This window comes from Clostridium sp., from assembly GCF_050717535.1.
Taxonomy (GTDB): domain Bacteria; phylum Bacillota; class Clostridia; order Clostridiales; family Clostridiaceae; genus Clostridium_AD.
Genome location: NZ_JBOITM010000034.1, coordinates 1 through 18298, shown reverse-complemented (window position 1 = coordinate 18298; position 18298 = coordinate 1). Strand labels below are relative to the sequence as shown.

The following is an 18298-nucleotide window of genomic DNA, read 5'->3' as shown; positions in this document are numbered from 1 at the left end:
ACATAGCTTGCGGTATTTCAGGAGCAATTCAGCATTTAGCTGGAATGCAAGATTCTGATTTTATAATAGCTATAAACAAAGATGCAACAGCACCTATCATGAAAGTTGCAGATATAGCAATAGCTGGCGATTTAATGAAGGTTATACCAGAAATGGTAGCTCAAATAAATGCATTAAATGAGGATAAATAATTCTTAAATAGTTTAAAATAAAGTGAACTTGCTCTTATGCTAAAATTTAGTATTAGAGTAAGTTTTAAAAAAAGTAATTAATTTATTTTCAAATAAAATAAAATTCGAGGAGTGTGTTATTATGGAAAAGATTTTTGTACTTGGAGCTGGAACTATGGGAGCTGGAATTGTTCAAACATTTGCAGCTAAGGGATACGAAGTAATAATGAGAGATATTAAAGATGAATTTGTGGATAGAGGACTTGCTACAATTAAGAAAAATTTAGAAAGATCAGTAAAAAAAGAAAAAATGACAGAAGCACAAATGGAAGAAATACTTTCAAGAGTTACGGGAACTACTGATATGAAACTCGCAGCAGACTGTGATTTAGTAGTGGAAGCAGCTGTAGAAATTATGAAAATAAAGAAAGAAATTTTTGCAGAACTCGATACAATTTGTAAACCAGAAACTATTTTATCATCAAATACATCTTCACTTTCTATAACAGAAGTAGCAGCAGCTACAAATAGACCTGATAAAGTTATAGGAATGCATTTCTTTAATCCAGCTCCAATGATGAAACTTGTAGAAATCATTAAAGGAATGGCTACATCTACTGAAACTTTTGATGCGGTTAAAGAAGTAGCAATATCTATTGGAAAAGATCCTGTAGAAGTTGCAGAAGCACCAGGATTTGTTGTAAATAGAATATTAATACCAATGGTAAATGAAGCAGTAGGAATACTTGCTGAAGGTATTGCATCTGCAGAAGATATAGATAAAGCAATGATGCTTGGAGCTAATCATCCAATGGGACCACTAGCATTAGGCGACCTTATAGGACTAGACGTATGTCTTGCTATAATGGATGTTTTATATACAGAAACTGGAGACTCTAAATACAGAGCTCATAGCCTTTTAAGAAAATATGTTAGAGGTGGATTATTAGGAAGAAAAACTAAAAAAGGATTCTTTGTTTATACAAGATAAGATGTTATTTTGTATAATAAAGTTAGAGAGTATTATAACTTATTGAGAGTTGTAATACTCTCTAAACTTTATTTATAAATAATAATATAAGTGATTGAAGTATAGTATGAATTTAGTTTTGATTGTTAACGTTATATCATTAACAATATAACGAGAAGACAACTAAAATACTATAAATTTTGTTAAGCATATAAATGTAGAAACAGATACTACTAGTTTAATATGAGAGGGGAAAATATAATGAATAGATTTACATTACCAAGAGATATTTATTTTGGAGAAAACTCACTAGAGGTGTTAAAAACCATAAAAGGTAAAAAAGCAGTAATAGTTACTGGTGGAAGTTCTATGAAAAAATTTGGATTTTTAGATAAGGTTGAAGCTTATTTAAAAGAAGCAGGAATTGAAGTTAAACATATTACTGGGGTAGAACCAGATCCATCAGTAGAAACAGTTATGAAGGGTGCAAAAGTAATGAGAGAATTTAAGCCAGACTGGATTGTATCTATCGGTGGTGGTTCTCCAATTGACGCTGCAAAGGCTATGTGGATTTTCTATGAATATCCAGAATTTACTTTTGAGAAGGCAGTTATACCTTTTGGTATTCCAGATTTAAGACAAAAGGCTAAATTTATAGCTATACCATCAACTAGTGGAACGGCAACAGAGGTTACAGCATTTTCAGTAATTACTGACTATAAAGCAAAAATAAAATACCCACTAGCAGATTTTAACTTAACACCAGATATAGCTATAATTGATCCATCACTTGCTCAAACAATGCCACCAAAATTAGTAGCACATACAGGCATGGATGCATTAACTCATGCACTTGAGGCTTATGTTGCGGGACTTCATTCATATTTCTCAGATCCCCTTGCAATGCAAGCTATTACTATGATTAAAGAGAATTTAGTAAAATCATTTAATGGAGATGTTGAGGCAAGAAATGAGATGCATATGGCTCAATGCCTTGCTGGAATGGCATTTTCAAATGCATTATTAGGAATATCTCATAGTATGGCGCATAAAATAGGTGGTGTATTCCACGTTGCTCATGGACTTGCAAATGCAATACTTCTTCCACATGTTATAGATTTTAATAAAAAATCTTGTGGAGATAGATATGCAACAATTGCTAGAACATTAAAACTAGCTGGTAATACAGAGGATGAATTAATAAATTCATTAACTGATATGATTAAAGACTTAAATAAGACTTTAAATATACCAGTATCTTTTTCTGAGAATGGCATGACTAAAGAAGAGTTTGATGCTAATTTAGATTTTATAGCTGAAAATGCTTTAAAAGATGCATGTACAGGATCTAACCCAAGAGCAATAAATTTAGATGAGATGAAAAAAATATTAACATGCTCATTTAACGGTGAAAAAGTTAACTTTTAAATAAAAAAAGAGTTATGTTAGTTTATATTGACTATACTTGTAAAAAGATTTAAAATATAAGTGTATTTTAATATAAATGGATGAAAATTATTGGAGATATCCCGTGCATTTTGGGGTAACCGAAGAAGAAATGAGTAAATTTTGCTAGGAAATACTCAGAAGCTTTCAGGTTGAATACAATAATTGGACATGTTCCTGGAGAGATTCATGTAATATGGGCATCGAAGAAGAAACTCAAAGTTTGTTAGATTTGAGGAAACTTTCAGATAAAAGGACAGGTAGTGAATAGCATTAGTATTTCTATGCTCTTTACTACCTGTCTATTTAATTTAGGTATCTAGCAAAGAGGTCATGCAATCGTTATACTAATAAAGATGTTATAAAAATTGATGGTAAATCATAGATTTTAACTCTTTGTAGTAAAATGAAGTTATAATGAGCATTATATATATTATAATAGTTGTTTTTAATGTACTTAAAATAAACGGACAAAATCACAGATGAACATGGAGGAAGAAAAATGTATAAAATTATTGCGAAAAGAGCATTAGCACCTCAAATATTTTTAATGGATATTGAGGCACCAAGAGTAGCTAAATCAGCAAAACCAGGTCAATTTATAATTGTAAAAATGGATGAAAAAGGTGAAAGGATACCTTTAACAATCTCTGATTATGATGCAGAGAGAGGTACGGTTACTATAGTAGTTCAAACAATAGGTTGCTCGACAAAAGAAATGGAAAACTATGAAGCTGGAGATTCATTTTTAGACTTCGTAGGACCACTTGGACAAGCATCAGAACTTATGAGCGAAAGCATTGAAGATTTAAAGAAAAAGAAAATAATGTTTATAGCAGGTGGACTTGGAACAGCTCCAGTTTATCCTCAAGTTAAATGGCTAAGTCAGCAAGGTGTAAAGGCTGATGTAATAATAGGTGCAAAGGCTAAAGAATATGTGATTATGGAAGAAGAGATGAAGAGTGTAGCAGGAACAGTTTATCCATGCACTGATGATGGATCTTATGGATATAAGGGACTTGTTACAAATAAATTAAAAGAATTAGTTCAAAATGAAGGAAAGAAGTATGATCTAGTTATTGCCATTGGACCAATGATTATGATGAAATTTGTTTGTAAATTAACTGAAGAGCTTGGAATAACAACTATTGTAAGTATGAATCCTATTATGGTAGATGGTACAGGAATGTGTGGAGCTTGCAGACTTACAGTAGATGGTGAAACTAAGTTTGCTTGCGTAGATGGTCCAGAATTTGATGGTCATAAGGTTAATTTCGAAGAAGCAATGAGAAGACAAACGATGTACAAATCACAAGAAAGTACAAAAGATGAAGGTGTTAAACCAGGATGTGGTTTATTAGGAGGTACTAAATAATGGATAGAATGAAGAGAATACCAATAACAGAGCAAGATCCAAAAGTAAGAGCAACTAATTTTGAAGAGGTATGTTTAGGTTACACAGAGGATGAGGCAGTTCAAGAAGCTACAAGATGCTTAAACTGTAAAAATCCACAGTGTGTTCCTAAATGTCCTGTAGCAATAGATATTCCTGGGTTTATTCAACATGTTAAAAATAGAGAATTTGAAGAGGCAGTTAAAGTAATAGCAAAATATAGTGCGCTGCCAGCTGTTTGTGGAAGAGTCTGTCCACAAGAAACTCAATGTGAAAGTAAATGTATATTAGGAATAAAGGGAGATGCCATAGCTATTGGTAAACTTGAAAGATTTGTAGGCGATTATTCAAGAGTACATAATGTTGATATCTCAGAGACAAAACCTAAAAATGGGAAGAAGATTGCTGTTATAGGAAGTGGCCCAGCTGGACTTACTTGCGCAGGAGAACTAGCTAAAGAAGGATATGATGTAACTATTTTCGAAGCACTTCATGAAGCTGGTGGAGTTTTGGTATATGGAATTCCAGAATTCAGATTACCAAAGGATACAGTTGTTAAACATGAAGTTGAAAATGTAAAGAAATTAGGAGTTAAAATAGAAACAAATGTTATCGTGGGAAGAACTGTAACAATAAATCAGTTAATGGAAGAAGAAGATTTTGTTGCTGTATTTATTGGATCCGGTGCAGGACTTCCAATGTTTATGGGAATACCAGGAGAAAATTTAAATGGAGTGTTCTCTGCTAATGAATATTTAACTAGAAATAATTTAATGAAAGCATATAAAGATGGCTATCACACCCCTATTAGAACAGGAAATAAGGTTGCTGTTGTAGGTGGAGGTAACGTTGCTATGGACTCTGTACGTACAGCAGTAAGACTAGGAGCAGAAGGCCACATAGTATACAGAAGATCAGAATCAGAGCTTCCTGCAAGAGCTGAAGAAGTGCATCATGCAAAAGAAGAAGGAGTTATAATGGATTTACTTGTGAATCCAGTTGAAATTTTGGGGGACGAAAAAGGAAATGTTATTGGCATGAAGTGTATAAGGATGGAACTAGGCGCACCTGATGCTTCAGGTAGAAGAAGACCGATAGCTATTAAAGGTTCAGAATTTACAATGGATTTAGATACAGTTATAATGTCACTTGGAACATCACCAAATCCATTAATTGCTTCAACCACAGAGGGATTAGAAATTAATAAATGGAAGTGTATAGTTGCTGAAGATGAAACTGGCTTAACTTCTAAAGAAAATGTATATGCTGGTGGAGATGCTGTTTCAGGAGCTGCTACTGTTATATTGGCTATGGAAGCGGGAAAGAAAGCAGCGTATGCTATAAATGAAATGTTAACAAAATAGATAGTCAACTGCCAACTACCCTAAAGAGATAGCGGTTTTACACTTAAAATTATAAATTTTAAGACTATGAGAATAAAAAATGTAAAATATAAACAGCTCCTTAAATAAAAGTTTAAGGAGCTATTTATATTTAAAGAGTGACAAAACGGCGACAAAACAGTGGGGATAGTTAATAACTAATTGACATTTAGACCATAAAAATATCAAAAGTAATTAATGATTCCTTTGAAAAATCAAAAAATATAAAAAGTTCACATCTAAGGCCTAATAATTTGATATAATAAAGATAAACAGTGGGGGAGATATAAATGTTAATGGATAAAATAAATAAATATTATACTGCGAAATATGATTTAAGTTGTTCTGAAGTAATGATTTATGCTTCTAATGAGGAATATAATATGAATTTAAAAAGTGAAACGTTTAAAGCTATGGCATCTTTTAGTGGAGGAATGGGTATTGAGAGTGTATGTGGTGCAATAACTGGTTCCCTTTCAGTTATAGGTATATTATTCACTAAAGAAAAAGCACATGAAGGTGACAGAGTTAAAAAGCTATGTCAAGAATTTTTTCAAAAATTTGAAGCAAAGTTAGGTACAAATAATTGTGCGAAGCTTAAAGAAAAATATAAAAAACCAGATATTGGATGTAGGGTTATGATTGAAACTGCTGCGCAAATATTAGATGAAATTGTGATAAGAGAATTAAAAGTTAATAATTGGACTAACGAAAGGAAAAATTATGGATTATAAAAGTATTGAATCATTCGATGAGGGTATCATTATAAAGGGTGTAGAGAACTTTGAATTAGACCATATATTTGAATGTGGTCAATGTTTTAGATGGAACAAAGAATCTAATGGAAATTATATCGGTGTTGCATATGGTAAGGTAATAGAAGTAGAAAAAGATGATAAAGAAGTGAAGATATTTAATATAAATGAGGAAGAATTTAATCTGCTTTGGTGTGATTATTTTGACCTTAGAAGAGATTATTCTGCCATTAAAGAAGAGTTTATGAAGGACCCTCTTCTTAAAAAATCTGTGGATTTTGGTTATGGCATTAGGCTGCTTCAACAGGAGCCTTTTGAGCTTACTATGTCATTTATAATTTCTTCAAATAATAGGATTCCCATGATAAAAAGAGCCATAAACAATTTGAGTAAAAAATGGGGAAAAGAAATAGAATATAAAGGTGAGACCTACTATACATTTCCAACGGTTTCTGATTTAGAAGGAGCTTCTTTAGAGGATATTCAGAGCTGTGGTCTAGGATTTAGGTCTAAATATGTAAAAGACACGGTACATAGGGTATATACTGGTGAAGTGAATTTGGAATCTATTAAATCCGAGGAAGATGATATATGTCATGAAGAATTAAAAAAACTTAATGGAATTGGTCCAAAAGTTTCCGATTGTATTATGTTATTTTCTATGCAAAAATATTCTGCCTTCCCAGTGGATGTATGGGTTAAAAGAGCAATGCAATTTTTCTATTTAGCACCAGATGTGTCACTGCCTAAAATAAGGACTTTTGCTAGAGATAAATTTGAAAACACTGCTGGGTTTGCGCAACAATATTTGTTTTATTATGCCAGGGAAAATAATATAAAAATAGAATAAATTAATGAAAACTAAGCAAAATAACATAGAGTATATAAATTTATGGATAAATGTTGAATGATATCTAAATGAAGAGGAAAAAAATTATGGATAAAAGATGGAAAGCTATTAAAATAAAATTATTAGAAAACAAACAATATATGGTATTATCAGCAGTTTTAGTATTTTTCATATATATAGGATATGAATATTATTTCAAGTATTCATATATATTGAAAAATCCCAATGCATTAAAAGAAATTATTCGTTCTTATGGAAATTTCAGTGTTTTAGTTTTTATTCTTATGCAGATTATACAGGTAGTTGTTTTTTTCATTCCAGGGGAATTTATACAAGTAGCTGGGGGATATATTTTTGGTACTTTTTTAGGCGGAATAATATCTTTGATGGGAATTACTTTAGGAAGTATAATAGTATATTTAATTGCTAATAACTATGGAAAGCCTTTTGTAGAAAAAATCATATTAAATAAAAAAGTGAAATTTTTTAAAAAAATATTAAAGGCAGGAAGCAAAAAAAATGTAGTATTCATGTTTTTTTTGATCCCAGGAATACCCAAGGATGCTATAACATATATTTGTGGAGTATCGGATATTTCTTTTAAGGATTTTTTTGTATATTCAACTTTGGGTAGAATTCCAGGGATTTTTATTTCTTCTTTTTTTGGACAAAAAATATTTTCATGGGATGTTACAAGTTTAGTCACAATAGGTATAATCATGACCATTTTATCAGTACTAGGGATCTATAAAGGGAATACTATAATCAAAGCTACCATGAAAAAGAAAAAAACTTATTGAAAATTCAATAAAGTTTTTTCCATAGTTAAATATTTTAGTGGTTTAGTTTTTTATATTGTGACTTATATATATACCTTAATATAATACTCATTATACTAATGCCGAATATTATTAGTAATGCACAATGAAAGAAAAAATCCTGTGGAAGGATTGTTATTATTGGGTCGGTATTAATATCAAAAAGCCAGTAATCATTGTTGAAGAAGATATGATGAAAGGTAGTAAAGCTTTTATCAAAATTGATGACAAAAGGTATAAGTAGCATTATTGGTAAGGTTATTAGCACTACAGAACTAGTTAATAAGTATTTTATTTTTTTTTGCCTCTTGTTCACCAGAATACCTATAATACTTACCAGTATTGAGAAAAATAGCATTACTCTAAGTTTATCAAATATTACTTTAACTTCTTTAAAATGAGTTTTACCATTATTAGATGAAGCTAAAGTTGGAAGATTGAATTCTTCTTGTTTATTTTGGGTTAAATATGTAATAAGATAGTTATAATTTGCCTTTAATTCGTATTTGCTTAAATTGGAGGATTGCTGGATATTTAAAACTTCAATATCCATATAATAAAGTGGCTTAAAAATTAAAGTGAAATTTACTATTAATGAAATAAAAGAAAAAGTAAAACATAAAATAAAAAACGTTTTTAATAAGAATTTAAAAAAAGATCTGATATTCACAAAATCACCTCTGTTTAGTAATTTTAACAAAAATTTAATCTATATTCAATGATTTAAATTACATTTTATAAGGAATAAAAAACATATTAAAGAGTATAAAAAATGTAAAAAATTACAAATAAGTGAAAAACAAAGTAAACACAAGATAAACTATAGGATTCAGCGAAAATGAAAGCTAAATTGCTATATTGACTATAAATGGTACAATATATAGGGTAGGCGAATTTGATATTATACCCATTATTAATTAGTATATAAGTTATAGAACATATTAGCACTCAGATGTGTTGAGTGCTAACAACAGGAAAAAAATATAAAAGGAGGGGTTTAAAATGAACATTAGACCACTTAGTGATAGAGTATTAATTAAAAGGTTAGAAGCAGAAGAAACTACAAAGAGTGGAATACTTATTGCAGGAGCTTCAAAAGAAAAACCACAAGAGGCTGAGGTAATTGCAGTAGGACCAGGAAAAGTTGAAGATGGAAAATTAATTAAGATGGAAGTCAAAGTAGGGGATATAATATTATTCTCTAAGTATTCAGGAAGTGAAATAAAATATGATGGTGTTGAGTATATCATATTAAAACAAGAAGAACTATTAGCTATAATTGAAAAATAATTTTAAATAAACGTAAAAACAATTAAGTATAACTACCAAGTTATATTTAATTATTGGCGTATAGGAGGGTTTTAAATGGCTAAAAACATATTATTTGGAGAAGAAGCAAGAAGAGCTATGCAAAGAGGTGTAGATAAGCTTGCAGATACAGTTAAAATTACACTCGGACCCAAGGGAAGAAATGTTATTTTAGATAAAAAATTTGGATCACCACTTATAACAAACGATGGTGTTACTATAGCTAGAGAAATAGAACTTGAAGATCCATATGAAAATATGGGGGCACAACTTGTTAAAGAAGTTGCTACAAAGACAAATGATGTAGCGGGAGATGGAACAACTACAGCTACACTTCTTGCTCAAGCTATAATAAGAGAAGGACTTAAAAATGTTACAGCTGGAGCTAATCCAATGCTAATAAGAACTGGTATAAAAATGGCTGTAGATAAAGCAGTTGAGGAAATTAAAAAAGCTTCTAAACCAGTTAGTGGTAAGGAAGATATAGCTAGAATTGCTGCTATTTCAGCTAGTGATGAAGTTATTGGAACACTGATAGCTGATGCAATGGAAAAAGTAGGTAATGAAGGTGTTATAACTGTAGAAGAATCAAAATCTATGGGAACTGAACTAGATGTTGTTGAAGGAATGCAGTTTGATAGAGGATATTTAAGTGCATATATGGTTACTGATGCAGAAAAAATGGAAGCAAATCTCGATGAACCATATATTTTAATAACAGACAAGAAAATTACTAACATACAAGATATACTTCCAATACTTGAGCAAATCGTTCAACAAGGTAAAAAATTATTAATAATTGCTGAAGATATTGAAGGCGAAGCACTAAGTACATTAGTTGTTAATAAATTAAGAGGAACATTTACTTGCGTAGCTGTTAAAGCTCCAGGTTTTGGTGATAGAAGAAAAGAAATGCTTCAGGATATAGCAACCTTAACTGGTGGAGAAGTTATATGTGAAGAATTAGGAAAAGAGCTTAAAGATGTTACTGTTGAAATGCTTGGAAAAGCTGAAAGTGTTAAAATAACTAAAGAAAACACTACAATAGTAAACGGAAAAGGCGAAAAAAATGCAATACATGACAGAGTTTCTCAAATTAAAAAACAAATTGAAGATACTACTTCAGATTTTGATAGAGAAAAATTACAAGAAAGACTTGCAAAACTTGCAGGAGGAGTAGCTGTAATAAAAGTTGGAGCTGCTACTGAAACTGAATTAAAAGAAAAGAAAATGAGAATAGAAGATGCTCTTGCAGCTACAAAAGCAGCAGTTGAAGAGGGAATTCTTCCCGGTGGTGGAACAGTTTATATTAATGCTATTGTAGAAATTGCAAAATTAACATCAGATACACCAGATGTTCAAGTTGGTATTAACATAATTAAAAGAGCACTAGAAGAACCATTAAGACAAATAGCTACAAATGCTGGAGCAGAAGCTTCGGTTATAATAGAAAAAGTAAGAGAATCTGCTGGAGAAGTTGGATACGATGCTCTACGTGGAGAAATGGTAAATATGATAAAAGCAGGAATTGTTGATCCAACAAAAGTTGTAAGATCAGCACTTCAAAATGCAGCATCAGTTGCAGCAACATTCTTAACCACAGAAGTTGCAGTAGCAGATATTCCAGAAAAGAATTCAGCACCAATGGGTGCACCAGGAATGGGTGGAATGGACGGAATGTACTAAAAAGAATTGAATATTAGTATGTAAATAAGAATATTTAATTTAAAAAAATAACTAGGGATTAGTCCTAGTTATTTTTTTTATCTTACTGATTTATAGAATTATGACTTTAATATTTTGGTGAATTAGTAAGAATTATTCATTGACAAATCTTTAAACATTAACTATCATTATACTAACTTTAAAAAACAATATTGCAACTCATATATCCCTTGAATATGGCAAGGAGTATCTACGGTCAGCCACAAATTGACCACTATGAGTAATCTTAGTGTGAACTTATTTTAGGCATGCTAATTTTACTTTAGCCAAAGTAGGATTAGTATGCCCTTTTATATTTTCTCAGTTTTTCTAAACGTAAGTATATATAAATATTTTTATGCTAATTATAAAGAAATAAGGAACACTCAAATAAGCAACATGTCAGCATGTTAGTCTATTTATTTTATTTATCTAAATTGAATTATGAAAGGGCGTTGATGAAATGGCAAAGATAATAAAGCAAGCTTATACATTTGATGATGTATTGTTAGTTCCAAATAAGTCAGAAGTATTACCTAGGGATGTTAGTTTAGTTACTAATCTTACAAAAACAATAAAACTTAACATACCCCTAATGAGTGCAGCTATGGATACTGTTACTGAGTCTAGAATGGCGATTGCTATGGCTAGAGAAGGTGGAATAGGTATTATACATAAGAACATGAGCATTGAGAACCAAGCTATTGAAGTGGACAGAGTTAAAAGACAAGAAAATGGTGTAATTACAGATCCGTTTTTTCTGTCACCTGATAATATTCTAGAAGATGCTTTAGCACTAATGAGTAAATATAGAATATCAGGAGTTCCAATTACTACACATGGTAAATTAGTTGGAATAATTACTAATAGGGATATAGTTTTTGAAACTGATTATAGTAAAAAGATTAAAGATATAATGACAAGTAAAAACTTAATTACAGCACCAGAAGGAACAAGCATGCAGGAAGCTAAGGAACTTCTTAAAAAGCATAAAATAGAAAAGTTACCTTTAGTAGATAGTGAAAATTATTTAAGAGGACTTATCACTATAAAAGATATAGAAAAAACCATAAAATTTCCTGATGCTGCAAAAGACTCTAGAGGAAGATTGTTGTGTGGTGCAACTGTTGGTGTAACTGCGGATGTTATGGAGCGAGTAGCAGCACTTGTAAATGCTGGAGTAGATGTAATAACTATAGATACAGCTCATGGACACTCTTTTGGAGTGTTGGACGCAGTCCGAAAAATTAAATCGGTTTACCCAGAACTTCAAATAATTGCAGGAAATATTGCAACAGCTGAGGCAACTAAAGATTTAATTGAAGCAGGGGCAGATTGTGTAAAGGTAGGAATAGGTCCTGGATCAATTTGTACTACAAGGATTGTAGCAGGAGTAGGAGTTCCACAGCTTACAGCAGTAATGGACTGTGTGGAAATGGCGAATAAATACGGAATACCTGTAATCGCAGATGGTGGCATAAAGTACTCAGGAGACATAGTTAAGGCACTGGCCGCAGGAGCTAAAGTAGTAATGATGGGCTCTATGTTTGCAGGATGTGAGGAAGCACCAGGTGAAATGGAAATATATAAAGGAAGAAGCTATAAGGTATATAGAGGTATGGGTTCACTAAGTGCTATGGCTTCCGGTAGTAAGGATAGATATTTTCAAGAAGGAAACAAAAAGTTAGTTCCAGAAGGGGTAGAAGGAAGATTACCTTTTAAAGGAAGTGTTATAGACACTATATATCAGCTAATAGGTGGTATACGTTCAGGAATGGGTTATTTAGGTTCAGCAACACTTGGACAACTGTTTGAGACTTCAACATTTGTTGTACAAAGTTCAGCAGGACTCAGAGAAAGTCATCCACATGATGTATCAATTACAAAAGAAGCACCAAATTATAGTGTGAACAGCTAGGATAGATGAGAATAGCTAGAATAGATAAGAATAGCTAAGAATAGCTAAGTAAAAACCTTAATCTTTAGGAGGAAAAAACATTGAACAATAGAGAATTAATTTTAGTAGTTGATTTTGGCGGTCAATATAATCAGCTTATCGCAAGAAGAGTTAGAGAAAATAATGTTTATTGCGAGATAATACCTTATACATTTTCAGCGGAAAAAATAAAAAAAATGAATCCAAAAGGAATAATATTCACTGGAGGTCCCAATAGTGTTTATGCTAAAGGGGCTCCAAAAGTGGAAAATGAAATATTCGAAATGGGTGTTCCTATTTTAGGAATATGTTATGGTGCTCAATTAATGGCGCAGTCTTTTGGTGGAAAGGTTATAACACCTGATGTTCGTGAATATGGGAAAATAGAAGTTGATCTAAACAAGGATGCATTGATTTTCAAAGGAATAGAAGAAAATCAATGCTGGATGAGCCATACAGACCATATTTCTGTGGCACCAGAGGGATTTGATATAATTGCAACTACTAAAGATTGTCCAGTAGCTGCTATGGCTAATGTTTCTAAAAAACTCTATGGAGTTCAATTTCACCCAGAAGTAAAACATACTCTTTTTGGTGAAGAAATGATTAGAAAATTCCTATATGATGTATGCGAAGTTAAGGGCGATTGGTCAATGTCTTCTTTTGCAGAAGAGAAAATCAAGGCTATACGTGAACTGGTTGGAGACAAAAAAGTACTTTGTGCTCTATCAGGTGGAGTGGATTCATCAGTAGCTGCAGTACTTGTACATAAAGCTATAGGAGATAATTTGACTTGCGTATTCGTAGATCATGGTTTACTTAGAAAAGATGAAGGCGACCAAGTTGAAACAATATTCAAAGGTGAATTTAAAATGAATATAATAAGAGTTAATGCCCAGGAAAGATTTTTAGGTAAGCTTAAAGGAATAAGTGATCCAGAGCAAAAGAGAAAGATAATAGGAGAAGAGTTTATAAGAGTTTTTGAAGAAGAATCTAATAAACTTGGACAATTAGATTTCCTTGTGCAAGGCACAATATATCCCGATGTAGTTGAAAGCGGTACTGCAACTTCAGCTACAATAAAAAGTCATCATAATGTTGGTGGACTCCCTGAGGACATGCACTTTAAACTAATAGAGCCGCTACGAAAATTATTTAAAGATGAAGTTAGAGCTGTGGGAGAAGAAATTGGAATTCCTCATTACCTAGTGTGGAGACAACCATTCCCAGGACCAGGTCTTGCTATAAGAGTACTTGGAGAAATAACACCAGAAAAATTATTTATAACTAGTGAAGCAGATGCAATATTCAGAGATGAAGTAGCTAAAGCAGGACTGGAAAGCGAGATATGGCAATACTTTGCATGTCTTCCTAACATTAAGTCCGTTGGGGTTATGGGAGATGAACGTACTTACTGTCATACAGTTGCCTTACGTGCTGTAACTAGTTCAGATGGAATGACTTCAGATTGGGCTAGAATACCATATGAAGTATTAGATAAAGTTTCTAGAAGGATAGTTAACGAAGTTAAAGGAGTAAACAGAATTGTTTACGACGTAACATCAAAGCCACCTTCTACTATTGAGTGGGAATAAAATCAACTCATTATAATCAAGGGTTTGAATACAAAATTAGTGTTTATGATTTACTTAAAAATATGAGTAGATTATAAACACTTTTTTGCGTTTTTTGATACTAAATTAGGAGGTAGGTTAAAGGTGAGATATGGAGAAGTCAAGGGTACACGCTTATTTAGTCAAAGACAAGAATGTAAAAAAACTTTAAAAGAAGTATTTGAAGAATTTATTTTATCTATAAAAATTAAAGGTAGAAGTAAGTACACACTAAAAAGTTATTATTATCATAACAAATATTTTATGGAATTTATCGGAGAAGATACTTTAATTAGTACTATAACGCAAAAAACTTTCGAGGACTATATTTTATACATGCAGGAAAAAAGGGTTTAACAAATGGAATAACATTAAATAGTTATTTGCATAATGTAAGTCCAACAATTAAATATGCTGTTAAAAAAGGATATATTCGAGATTTTGAGATGCCACAAGTGAAATATCAAGAAACATTCAAAGAAATTTACACTCAAGAAGAATTAACAGAATTACTGTCAAAACCTAAAAAAACTGATTTTATAAATATCAGAACATGGTCAATGATTTGGACTTTTGCAAGTACTGGATTAAGAGCAACAGAACTCAGAGAATTAAGAGTAAAAAACGTAGATATGATAAATAGAACTATTACTGTTAATATTACTAAAAATAAGAAAGCTAGATATTTACCGATTAGCAATTCGTTATCTCAAGTATTATTGGAGTATTTAGAAATTAGAAATGGTAATTCAGAGGATTATTTATTTCCTACGGTTTATGGAGATATATTAGCACAATCTTCATTGCAAAAATGCATAAAAAATTATTGTAACGAGAGAGGTATAGAGAAGTGTTCCTTGCATTTATTTAGACACACATTTATTACAAATGCAGTAAATCAGAATGTTAGTCCATTAATATTACAAAAAATAACAGGTCATAGCACAATGAAAGAACTGAACCGATACTACAATGCAAAAACTATAGATATGGTAAATGTTATAGATTTTATAGCACCAAAATTAAAGAATAAAAAAAGCTTATTTAATAAATAAAAGGCAGGTGAATCTAAAAATGGTTGGAACAATAGTAGATTATTCAATTATAAATAGAACTTTAATAATATTATCAGGTGAAAAAAAATTTGAAGTTAGATCTAACGTAACACTAAAAAATATTACTAATAAACAAATTGAATTTGATACAAAGACTAATGTTTTCGAGATTTGGTAATGTAACCACAACTATAAAAAGCAATAAAAAACTATAAAAAAATAAAAGGCTACGAAGTTCACACCTTCAAGCCTTTAGAAAATTAAATATTGTATAATAAATCTTTTGCAATAACTCATACCTTATTATAAATCAAAAAAATAAGGACTGCAAGGGGTGTATTTGCTATACCCTGAATTTAAGGTGTAGGTTAGTTGTATACATTTGAACAACTCTAAATAAATCATAAGGTTACATAGAGCCAACGTAGAGAATCTATGGGGAGTTGTAGTATTTAAGCTTATTTGTATTCTTCGCCCTGAGAAGGGTGTGTATGACCTTTTAAAACATTATACAGGGTGGTTCGCTACGGTCGTAAGACAGGGTGTAATATAATTATGGACAAGCGGTTTATGAGTATGCGTGGAGTAGAGCGTATATAAAAGTATTATAACAAATAGGCTTTCGGAAACTTCAACATCAACAAATATTAATGTTATCCTGATTTTTTAGGGTAACTACGTCTTGCTTAACATTCCCAAATATTAGTAGTTCGAAATCTTAAAGTCAAGTAATATATTAATAAATTTCATAGTCAATATACATAGTATAATCGTATAACAGGAATATAGGAATAACTAAACTATGGATATGTAATAGAGTATAGCTAGAAACACCCTATAATGCTAATTTGTAAAAGTCAATTATAAGAATGCATAGCAGTTATTTTTTATTATGGTTGTGTTGCGAAAATAAAATCCGAATGAATGCAAATATAAAGAGAATATCAATATATTTAATATATTGTTAATTACTTGATAATATAGTAAGATAATCTTATAATTGTAAAGAAAAAATATTATTAGATAAAATAACTTTATATATTTTAGAAAACAGAGAGGATGTGTATTTATGATACTCATAATATTAGTATTAATTATTGGTTTTTTATTTATGGTAGCTTGTTTAGTATCTTCATGGGATACTAAAACAAAAGATAACTATAACATATCAAATAATATAATAGAAAGATTTAATATAAAATATTTGGGTGGCGGATTCCCAGATATCGAGGGTGGGCACGATGGTATTATTGAATTTAAAGACGAAGGAATATTTTTTATTATCAATAATCATAAAAGGTATATTTCAAGAAAAACTTTAATAAAAGCAGAAATACAATCTAAACAACAGATAAGTCAAGAAATTAGCCTTGGCAAAGTGTTGGTATTTGGAATACTTGCTTGGGGAATGAAAGATAATAAAACCACAACAGAAAATTGCTTAGTTATCACGTTTCAAGATAATGAACAAATAAGAGATATTATTATAAGCGCAATTGTTTTAGAAAATATATCAAGTACTTTTCAAACGTATATAAAATATAGCTAAATATAGATATATTAACATGGGTTATTGTAAGAAACTAAATAATAGATTAGGGTAGGAATTTTATATAGGGGGAAATTAGTAATGACTGAAAACGAGCAGAATGAAATGTATGGTGGTAATTTAGTTGAAAAATTAGAAACAATAGGGTGGATTAATCTTGTTTGCAGTGTTTTTGTTGCACTTTATATTTGGGTCAAGTTTGGACAAGTAGATGTAGGACTTTATGACAAGGAAATTAATCCAGTGGGAGTAGTGGCAGGAATATCGTTTATAGTAACAGGAATAATTGTTTTAATAATAATGCAATCCATATCTCATATATTAGATAATAGTATAGAGGTAAGAAATAAGATTGAGGAGAATCCAAAGGAAATAAACAAGGTAATAGTTGCTGAGACTGTAAAAGAAAACCATGATTATAAAGTTAAAAATGAAATAGTTAAAGAACCTAAAATAAATGAAATAAAAATCCAAGAACAGATTGGAGAAAACCCAATTACCTACGCTGAGGATTTAGGGTACACATGGAAGTGTGTGTGTGGCAACATAAATGATGATTCACAGGAAAGTTGTAAACATTGTAAATCTAATAAAGACTATATATTAAGTAATTTTTCAAAATATAATGTTTAAATAATAATAACGGTTGGGTAAGAAGGGGGCAAGGAATGGGAATATTAATTTTTATATTTTTGGTATTACCAATCTTAATAATAATTATAGGTGTGTCTGTAAAATTAAGAAACACTACACCAGAAGAATTAGCAAATAGTAAGGCAATGGCAGATGGTTTGAATAGTAAAAATGCCATGTATGAAGCCAAAGTAGAATATTACGGTGGGCATCCAGATTTATTAGAAGCAGGGAAATACACTTTTAAACTATTTGATGATAAAATATTTATAGGTGGTTACACAAAAGATAAACCATTTGAAATTCCCTACTGTAAAATAAAAGGTATGGAAATGGTTAATAAAAGTCAAATTTCTAATAATCCAAAGCTTTCGAGTATGTTGTTGTTTGGAATTGTTGGACTAGGGATTAATAATACTGATAAAGTAGAAGAATATTTTATTATATTAGAATGTGAATATAAGAATAAAACGGTTAAGACTATATTTAAAATTATTGATAGTTATAAAGATATTACGAGTAAAAATACAGCAGTTAAAATATATAGTATGTTAAACGGATTAATTTAAGACTTGATTAAAATTCAAGTCTTTTTTATTGTGCGCCCGGCATGGGCGCAATCTAATGGGTGAAAGTCCCTAGCACGGGTTAATAGTGCCAAGTGCATAGCTTAAGACAAGGGTGTCCATCGCGAGACGGAATCTGAAGGAAGTCGG

18 protein-coding genes, 1 pseudogene and 2 riboswitches are annotated in these 18298 nt (G+C 31.0%); of the genes and pseudogenes, 18 read left to right on the top strand and 1 reads right to left on the bottom strand.

All coding sequences use genetic code 11. The annotated features are described in order from the left end of the window. From ACREVU_RS06370 to ACREVU_RS06335, 8 genes and pseudogenes are all read left to right on the top strand, one after another. Positions 1 to 191: pseudogene (locus ACREVU_RS06370) on the top strand (electron transfer flavoprotein subunit alpha); the annotation flags it as partial. Between the two features lie 121 nt (positions 192 to 312). Continuing rightward, on the top strand, positions 313 to 1161 hold the full coding sequence (locus ACREVU_RS06365) for a 3-hydroxybutyryl-CoA dehydrogenase (RefSeq protein ID WP_431550784.1): 849 nt from the start codon (positions 313 to 315) through the stop codon (positions 1159 to 1161). Positions 1162 to 1401: 240 nt separating this feature from the next. Then, a complete protein-coding gene (locus ACREVU_RS06360; protein WP_431550783.1) occupies positions 1402 to 2568 on the top strand; it encodes an iron-containing alcohol dehydrogenase in 1167 nt (388 codons plus the stop codon). Positions 2569 to 2753: 185 nt separating this feature from the next. Continuing rightward, positions 2754 to 2856, top strand: a riboswitch (glycine riboswitch). 232 nt (positions 2857 to 3088) lie between these two features. Continuing rightward, entirely contained in the window at positions 3089 to 3961 is an 873-nt protein-coding gene (locus ACREVU_RS06355; RefSeq protein ID WP_431550782.1) for a sulfide/dihydroorotate dehydrogenase-like FAD/NAD-binding protein, read from the top strand. Continuing rightward, positions 3961 to 5343: an NADPH-dependent glutamate synthase gene (gene gltA / locus ACREVU_RS06350; protein ID WP_431550781.1), complete on the top strand. Its 1383-nt coding sequence runs from the start codon at positions 3961 to 3963 to the stop codon at positions 5341 to 5343. The genes ACREVU_RS06355 and gltA overlap by 1 nt, the downstream gene beginning before the upstream one ends. A gap of 308 nt (positions 5344 to 5651) precedes the next feature. Beyond that, positions 5652 to 6095: a C-GCAxxG-C-C family (seleno)protein gene (locus tag ACREVU_RS06345; protein ID WP_431550780.1), complete on the top strand. Its 444-nt coding sequence runs from the start codon at positions 5652 to 5654 to the stop codon at positions 6093 to 6095. Further along, positions 6085 to 6966 (top strand): DNA-3-methyladenine glycosylase family protein, encoded by an 882-nt coding sequence (locus ACREVU_RS06340; RefSeq protein ID WP_431550779.1) that lies wholly within the window; start codon positions 6085 to 6087, stop codon positions 6964 to 6966. The genes ACREVU_RS06345 and ACREVU_RS06340 overlap by 11 nt, the downstream gene beginning before the upstream one ends. Positions 6967 to 7052: 86 nt before the next feature. Beyond that, positions 7053 to 7766 (top strand): TVP38/TMEM64 family protein, encoded by a 714-nt coding sequence (locus ACREVU_RS06335; protein WP_431550778.1) that lies wholly within the window; start codon positions 7053 to 7055, stop codon positions 7764 to 7766. Between the two features lie 34 nt (positions 7767 to 7800). On the opposite strand, the gene ACREVU_RS06330 is transcribed toward ACREVU_RS06335, so the two are convergent. Continuing rightward, on the bottom strand, positions 7801 to 8454 hold the full coding sequence (locus ACREVU_RS06330; RefSeq protein ID WP_431550777.1) for a TIGR01906 family membrane protein: 654 nt from the start codon (positions 8452 to 8454) through the stop codon (positions 7801 to 7803). A gap of 332 nt (positions 8455 to 8786) precedes the next feature. Between ACREVU_RS06330 and ACREVU_RS06325 the strand changes: the two genes are divergently transcribed. The 10 genes from ACREVU_RS06325 (at position 8787) to ACREVU_RS06280 (ending at position 18151) form a co-directional block, all read left to right on the top strand. Beyond that, complete coding sequence (locus ACREVU_RS06325; RefSeq protein WP_431550776.1) at positions 8787 to 9074, top strand: co-chaperone GroES; 288 nt, start codon at positions 8787 to 8789, stop codon at positions 9072 to 9074. Positions 9075 to 9149: 75 nt separating this feature from the next. Next, on the top strand, positions 9150 to 10778 hold the full coding sequence (gene groL, locus ACREVU_RS06320; RefSeq protein WP_431550775.1) for a chaperonin GroEL: 1629 nt from the start codon (positions 9150 to 9152) through the stop codon (positions 10776 to 10778). Positions 10779 to 10956: 178 nt separating this feature from the next. Further along, positions 10957 to 11054: riboswitch (purine riboswitch) on the top strand. A gap of 205 nt (positions 11055 to 11259) precedes the next feature. Then, positions 11260 to 12714, top strand: coding sequence for an IMP dehydrogenase (gene guaB, locus ACREVU_RS06315; protein WP_431550774.1), 1455 nt, complete (start codon positions 11260 to 11262; stop codon positions 12712 to 12714). 80 nt (positions 12715 to 12794) lie between these two features. Next, positions 12795 to 14327: a glutamine-hydrolyzing GMP synthase gene (gene guaA / locus ACREVU_RS06310; RefSeq protein ID WP_431550773.1), complete on the top strand. Its 1533-nt coding sequence runs from the start codon at positions 12795 to 12797 to the stop codon at positions 14325 to 14327. Positions 14328 to 14450: 123 nt separating this feature from the next. Further along, positions 14451 to 14702, top strand: coding sequence for a site-specific integrase (locus ACREVU_RS06305; RefSeq protein WP_431550772.1), 252 nt, complete (start codon positions 14451 to 14453; stop codon positions 14700 to 14702). Positions 14703 to 14728: 26 nt separating this feature from the next. After that, on the top strand, positions 14729 to 15400 hold the full coding sequence (locus tag ACREVU_RS06300; protein ID WP_431550771.1) for a tyrosine-type recombinase/integrase: 672 nt from the start codon (positions 14729 to 14731) through the stop codon (positions 15398 to 15400). Between the two features lie 19 nt (positions 15401 to 15419). Further along, the gene (locus tag ACREVU_RS06295) at positions 15420 to 15578 is read left to right on the top strand and encodes a hypothetical protein (RefSeq protein WP_431550770.1); all 159 of its coding nucleotides are present in this window, start codon (positions 15420 to 15422) and stop codon (positions 15576 to 15578) included. 891 nt (positions 15579 to 16469) lie between these two features. Further along, complete coding sequence (locus ACREVU_RS06290; protein ID WP_431550769.1) at positions 16470 to 16949, top strand: hypothetical protein; 480 nt, start codon at positions 16470 to 16472, stop codon at positions 16947 to 16949. Between the two features lie 81 nt (positions 16950 to 17030). Continuing rightward, positions 17031 to 17582 carry a hypothetical protein gene (locus tag ACREVU_RS06285; protein WP_431550768.1) on the top strand — a complete coding sequence of 184 codons (552 nt, stop codon included), beginning with the start codon at positions 17031 to 17033 and terminating at the stop codon, positions 17580 to 17582. 35 nt (positions 17583 to 17617) lie between these two features. Continuing rightward, positions 17618 to 18151: a hypothetical protein gene (locus tag ACREVU_RS06280; RefSeq protein ID WP_431550767.1), complete on the top strand. Its 534-nt coding sequence runs from the start codon at positions 17618 to 17620 to the stop codon at positions 18149 to 18151. Positions 18152 to 18298: the final 147 nt, after the last annotated feature.